Source organism: Kitasatospora sp. P5_F3, assembly GCF_054049135.1.
The window spans coordinates 41868-48191 of the sequence record NZ_JBFUMY010000051.1 but is presented as its reverse complement, the minus strand read 5'-3'; the positions used below and the strand labels follow the sequence as shown (position 1 = coordinate 48191).

The 6324-nt window shown below is 70.8% G+C and carries 4 protein-coding genes and 2 pseudogenes; all 6 read left to right on the top strand.

The genetic code is table 11. The features are described 5' to 3' along the window. Positions 1-261, top strand: a pseudogene (locus ACXJMZ_RS26130) (serine/threonine protein kinase); the annotation flags it as partial. 165 nt (positions 262-426) lie between these two features. Beyond that, positions 427-1716 (top strand): serine/threonine-protein kinase, encoded by a 1290-nt coding sequence (locus ACXJMZ_RS26125; RefSeq protein WP_457032480.1) that lies wholly within the window; start codon positions 427-429, stop codon positions 1714-1716. Between the two features lie 9 nt (positions 1717-1725). Beyond that, positions 1726-2820 (top strand): annotated as a pseudogene (gene prfB / locus ACXJMZ_RS26120) (peptide chain release factor 2); the annotation flags it as partial. A 682-nt stretch (positions 2821-3502) separates the two neighbouring features. Beyond that, positions 3503-4192 (top strand): cell division ATP-binding protein FtsE, encoded by a 690-nt coding sequence (gene ftsE / locus ACXJMZ_RS26115; RefSeq protein ID WP_457032479.1) that lies wholly within the window; start codon positions 3503-3505, stop codon positions 4190-4192. Between the two features lie 61 nt (positions 4193-4253). Beyond that, positions 4254-5159, top strand: a complete 906-nt coding sequence (gene ftsX / locus ACXJMZ_RS26110) for a permease-like cell division protein FtsX (RefSeq protein WP_184919061.1) — start codon at positions 4254-4256, stop codon at positions 5157-5159. A 34-nt stretch (positions 5160-5193) separates the two neighbouring features. Beyond that, the gene (locus ACXJMZ_RS26105; RefSeq protein WP_457032478.1) at positions 5194-6300 is read left to right on the top strand and encodes a S41 family peptidase; all 1107 of its coding nucleotides are present in this window, start codon (positions 5194-5196) and stop codon (positions 6298-6300) included. Positions 6301-6324 lie beyond the last annotated feature (24 nt).

The following is a 6324-nucleotide window of genomic DNA, read 5'->3' as shown; positions in this document are numbered from 1 at the left end:
GCCCCGCCGCGCCGCCAGGAGCCCCCGGCCCCGCAGCAGCGCGAGCCGGAGCCCGGCCGGGAGCCGCGCCGCCGCAGCCGGAACCGGATGTACATCCCCGGCCTGGGCTGTCTCAAGGGCTGCCTGATGGTGATCGTGGTGCTGGCGGTGGCCGCCGTCGCGCTGTGGAACTTCACGGACCTGCCGATCTGGTGGCAGAACGTGCAGGACTGGTTCACCACCGCGAGCGACTGGGTCACCGATCTGACCGGCAGTCAGTAGTAGGGATTTGTCGACACTTCACGATTTTTCCTGTCACCCGAGGGCTTACAGGGCCGTTCGGCGTCCCCCGAACGGCCGTCGGGCGCGTAGGTTGGTGGGCTGAAGCACCGACCTACCGAGCACGCAGCAGTACCGCGTGCTCCCGCCGCCTACGGAGCAGCAGCATTGGCACGCAAGATCGGCAGCCGGTACACCGTCCACCAGGTGATCGGCCGGGGGTCCGCCGGGACCGTCTGGCTCGGCGAGGGCCCGGACGGGCCGGTGGCAGTCAAGCTGCTGCGTGAGGATCTGGCATCCGATCAGGTCCTCGTGGGGCGGTTCATCCAGGAGCGCACCGCGCTGATGAGCCTGGACCACCCCCGGGTGGTCGGGGTCCGCGACATGGTGATGGACGGCGACGACCTGGCCCTGGTGATGGAGCTGGTGCAGGGCGCCGACCTGCGCTCCCGGCTGGACCGGGACGGTCCGATGGCCCCGCTGGCCGCCGTCTCGGTGATCGCCGACGTGGCCGACGGCCTGGCCGCCGCACACGCCGCCGGGATCGTGCACCGGGACGTGAAGCCGGAGAACGTGATGCTCGACCTGGCCGCCCCGGCCGGGCCCGGCGGCGCCCCGCGCGCCAAGCTCACCGACTTCGGCATCGCCCGCCTGGTGGACGCCCCGCGCCGGACCAGGGCGACCAGGATCATCGGCACCCCCGACTACCTGGCCCCCGAGATCATCGAGGGCCTGGAGCCGCGCGCCGCCGTCGACATCTACGCGCTGGCCACGGTCCTGTACGAGCTGCTGACCGGCTTCACCCCGTTCGGCGGCGGCCACACCGGCGCGGTGCTGCGGCGGCACGTCACCGAGACCGTCCCGCCGATCGCCGGGATTCCTGACGGTCTGTCACGGATCATCGGCGAGTGCCTGGCGAAGGCCCCGGCCTCCCGGCTGCGCGCCGCCGAGCTGGCCGAGCGGCTGCGCGAGCAACTGCCGTACCTGGCCGGGCTGCCCGCGCACGTCCCGCCGCAGAGCAAGGCCCCGGCCGAGGAACTGATCACCCCGGGCGAGGCGGTCTACGCCGAGGTGGACGCCGGCCCCGGCACCCACCGGCGCCGCCGGGGCCCGGCCGTCCCGCTGGTGCCGACCCCCTCGCCTGACTCCACCCGGGACACCCACACCAGCCTGCGCCGCCCGTCCGCCCAGGAGTTGGCCTCCTACGCGGCCGAGTCGCAGGCCCAGCGCCGGGAGGCGGCCCCGGCGAGCGGCCACCGGAAGGGGCGGCGGGCGCTGGTCCGGCGCCGCCGGCTGTACGCGGTGCTGCTCGCCGTGGTGCTGCTGCTGGCCGGTGCGGCGGCCGCGTACTCGGCCTTCGCGGCGTCGCCGCCCGACGCGCGGGTCGGGGCACCCGCTCCGTGGCCGACCGACCCGGCTGTGGATACCCATGCACGGTCGGCCGCCCCGAACCATTAGGCTGGTGGCGTGGCAGCCGTCGATCCTTCAGAAGAGCTCAAGTCCCTCGAAACGACCATGGGGTCCATCGAGGCCGTCCTCGACCTGGACAAGATCCGGGCCGACATCGCCGCCCTCGAGGAGGAGGCAGCCGCCCCCAACCTGTGGGACGACCTGGCGAACGCGCAGCAGGTCACCAGCCGGCTCTCCTTCCTGCAGGGCGAGCTGCGCAAGGTGCAGACCCTGCGCGGCCGGGTGAACGACCTCTCGATCATGTTCGAGCTGGCCGAGGACGAGGACGACGCGGACACCCTCACCGAGGCGCTGGCCGAGCTGACCTCGGTGCAGAAGGCGGTCGAGGAGCTCGAGGTCCGCACCCTGCTCTCCGGCGAGTACGACGCCCGGGAGGCCCTGGTCAACATCCGGGCCGAGGCCGGTGGCGTGGACGCCGCCGACTTCGCCGAGCAGCTGATGCGGATGTACCTCCGCTGGGCCGAGCGGCACGGCTACCCGACCGAGGTCTACGACACCTCGTACGCCGAAGAGGCCGGCATCAAGTCCGCGACCTTCACCGTGAAGGTGCCGTACGCGTACGGCACGCTCTCGGTCGAGCAGGGCACCCACCGCCTGGTCCGGATCTCGCCGTTCGACAACCAGGGCCGCCGGCAGACCTCGTTCGCGGGCGTCGAGGTGCTCCCCGTGGTCGAGCAGTCCGACCACGTCGACATCGACGAGGGCGAGCTGCGGATCGACGTGTACCGCGCCTCGGGCCCCGGTGGCCAGGGCGTCAACACCACCGACTCGGCGGTCCGGATCACCCACCTGCCGACCGGCACCGTGGTCTCCTGCCAGAACGAGCGCTCGCAGATCCAGAACAAGGCCTCGGCGATGAACGTGCTGCAGGCCAAGCTGCTCGAGCTGCGCCGGCAGGAGGAGAAGGCCGCGATGAACGCGCTCAAGGACAGCGGCAGCTCCTGGGGCAACCAGATGCGTTCCTACGTCCTGCACCCGTACCAGATGGTCAAGGACCTGCGGACGGAGTTCGAGGTCGGCAACCCGCAGTCCGTGCTGGACGGGGACATCGACGGGTTTATCGAGGCAGGGATCCGCYGGCGCAAGCAGCGCCGGGACGTCGTCCCGGGGCCCTTCTCGTCGTTCGGTGCGGCGCGGGTCAGGCCAGGGCCTGCCGGGCGATCAGTGCCACGGCCAGCAGGCCGACCAGCAACGCGAGCAGCGTGGCGGGTGTCAGTGCGGCGAACGGGCCCTGCTCGCCCTCCAGCCGGGCCCGGTTGGCGCGGCAGACGGGGCAGCGACCGTCACTCACGCGGCCGTTGCAGTTGGCGCACACCAGATGGTCGCACGTCATGCGATCTCCTCCTTGCTGCTTACAGCAACGCGCCGGGAGGGCTTCCGGTTCCTTCGGCTGCCCCATACGGCCGCTCTCTGCCTACCACTGTGCCAGGTTCCGGACGATCCGGCCCGTGCGTGGGGGCGGTGGACCGCTCAACCGCAAGCAGGTCTGTGACATGGCTCGCATTTATCCGGGCAAAACAGAACATTCGCCACCAATTCTCAGGCCGTCGGACCGGCCGGGCCTGCGAGCCCGGATGCGCTTCGCGTATGGTCCGAGACCGGAGAAGTGGCAGTCCGCCATTTCCGCCGCCGCTCCCGGCCTGCCGCGGGAGTGGAACCGACCGAGGAACGGTGCCGTCCGGCCAGCCCTCCGAGGCCCGAAGTAACGATCGGGTCACGGAAGTTCGGCCGAACCGGTCGCCATTCCACCTAGGATGGCCCCCGTGATGCAGCCGTGATCAGATTCGACAACGTCTCCAAGACCTATCCCAAGCAGAACCGTCCGGCCCTGGACAACGTCTCGCTGGAGATCGAGAAGGGTGAGTTCGTCTTCCTGGTCGGGTCCTCCGGCTCGGGCAAGTCGACCTTCCTCCGGCTCTGCCTGCGCGAGGAGCGGCCGAGCGTCGGCGAGGTGCACGTCCTGGGCAAGGACCTCGGCAAGCTGTCCAACTGGAAGGTGCCGCACATGCGCCGCCAGCTGGGCACCGTCTTCCAGGACTTCCGCCTGCTGCCGAACAAGACGGTGGCGCAGAACGTCGCGTTCGCCCTCGAGGTGATCGGCAAGCCGAAGAGCTCCATCAACAAGGTCGTCCCCGAGGTGCTCGACCTGGTCGGCCTCGGTGGCAAGGAGGACCGGATGCCCGGCGAGCTCTCGGGTGGTGAGCAGCAGCGCGTGGCGATCGCCCGCGCCTTCGTGAACCGTCCGATGCTGCTGATCGCCGACGAGCCGACCGGAAACCTCGACCCGCAGAACTCGGTCGGCATCATGAAGCTGCTCGACCGGATCAACCGCACCGGCACCACCGTTCTGATGGCCACCCACGACCAGGCCATCGTCGACCAGATGCGCAAGCGAGTGATCGAGCTCGACAAGGGGCTGCTGGTCCGCGACCAGGCCCGTGGCGTCTACGGCTACCAGCACTGAGCCTGACGCTTCGTCCGCCTGCCCGCCCCCACCCGCAATGACCCTGGAGTGAGACAAAGCCATGCGCGCCCAGTTCGTTCTGTCGGAGATCGGCGTCGGTCTCCGTCGCAACCTGACCATGACCATCGCGGTCGTGGTCAGTGTTGCGCTGTCGCTCGCCCTGGCCGGAGCCAGCCTGCTGGTGCGTGACCAGGTCAACTCGATGAAGGACTTCTGGTACGACAAGGTCGAGGTGAGCATCTACTTCTGCACCAAGGCCGACTCCAAGTCGGCCCAGTGTGCAGCGGGTGCGGCCACCGACCAGCAGATCGCCGACGTGAAGGCGAAGCTGGAGAAGATGCCGCTGGTGCAGAACTTCACCTTCGAGAGTTCGCAGGAGGCCTTCAAGCACTGGAAGGACCTCAACCCGGACAACCCGCTGATCGTCGCGGTCGGCGCGGAGGCGATGCCGCAGTCCTGGCGGGTGAAGCTGACCGACCCGACCAAGTACGACGTGATGCAGAGCGCCTTCGCCGGCAACGCGGGCGTCAAGTCGGTGCAGGACCAGAAGAAGATCCTGGAGAACCTGTTCGGGCTGTTGAACGGTCTGCAGACGGCCGCGTTCGTGATCATGGTGTTGATGCTGTTCGTTGCGCTGCTGCTGATCGTCAACACCGTCCGGGTGTCGGCGTTCAGCCGACGGCGTGAGACCGGCATCATGCGCCTGGTCGGTGCTTCGAACTTCTACGTCCAGATGCCGTTCATCGCCGAGGCCGCGTTCGCCGCGCTGCTCGGGGCCGCGCTGGCCTCCGGGCTGCTGGTCGGCGGGCACTTCTTCGTGCAGGGCTTCCTGGCCAAGAAGGTGGAGTTCATCCACTTCATCGGGCTCTCCTCGGTGCTGTCGGTGATCCCGCTGCTGGTCGTGGTCGGCATGGGGATGGCCGCGATCGCGGCGTTCTTCACTCTGCGGAAGTACCTGAAGGTCTGACGTCCGGCCGAGCGCGGCGCCTAGACTCCGGGCCATGTCGGTGACACTGCGCAGAGGGGTACGCCAGGGGGCCATGCTCTCGCTGGTGTTCGGCACCGTGCTGCTCGGTGGCGCGATGACCGGTGCCTGGAGCGAACCCCCGGCGCTCGCCCAACTCGCCACCTCCTCGGACGCGCTGGACGGCCAGACGCTGGCCGGGGCCGACCTCTCCCGGCAGCAGGCCGAGCAACTGCTGGCCGGGGGCGGCGATCCGTGGGCCGCGTACTACAGCCGCGAGGCGTACACCGACCTCACCCAGGGGCGGTACCACGGCGTCGGCCTCTCGGTCCGCCGCGCGCCCGACGGGGCCACCACGGTGGCCCAGGTGACCCCGGCCGGGCCGGCCGAGCTGGCCGGGATCGCGGTCGGGGAGCAGCTGTTACGGATCGACGGCGCCCCGGCCGACCGGCTGCCGGTCACCGAAGTGGTGGCCGGGCTGCGCGGCGCGGCCGGTTCGACGGTCGCACTGGCGCTGCGCGGCCCCGGCGGCGTGGAGCGCGAACTCACCCTGCGCCGGGCCGAACTGGCGGCCCGTGACGTGACGGTGGACCACCCGCGCGCCGGGGTGGTCCGGATCGCCGTGCACGGCTTCACCGCCGGGGTGGCCGAGCAGGTCAGGACGGCCGCCCAGGGTGCCAAGGGGGTGCTGCTCGACCTGCGCGGCAACTCCGGCGGGCTGGTCGACGAGGCCGCCGCCACCGCCGCGCTCTTCCTGGACGGCGGCCCGGTCGGTTCCTACCTGGAGCACGGCGAGCGGCGCGAACTCACCGCCGCACCCGGCGGCGACACCGCCACACCGCTGGTGGTGCTGGTCGACGGCGGCACCATGAGCGCCGCCGAACTGCTGGCCGGAGCACTCCAGGACCGCAGCCGCGCCGTCCTGGTGGGCTCCCGGACCTTCGGCAAGGGCACCGTCCAGCAGCCCAGCCGGCTGGCCGACGGCGCCGTGCTCGAGCTCACGGTGGGCCGGTACTTCACCCCGGCCGGCCGCTCCCCGGACGGCACCGGCCTGACCCCCGACGTCCCCCGGCCGGCCGGCGCCACCCCCGCCGACACCCTCCGGCTCGCCGACACCGTGCTCTCCGGCCTCGGCCGCAAGTAGCCCCCCATCCGCGGTCGTGTCGGA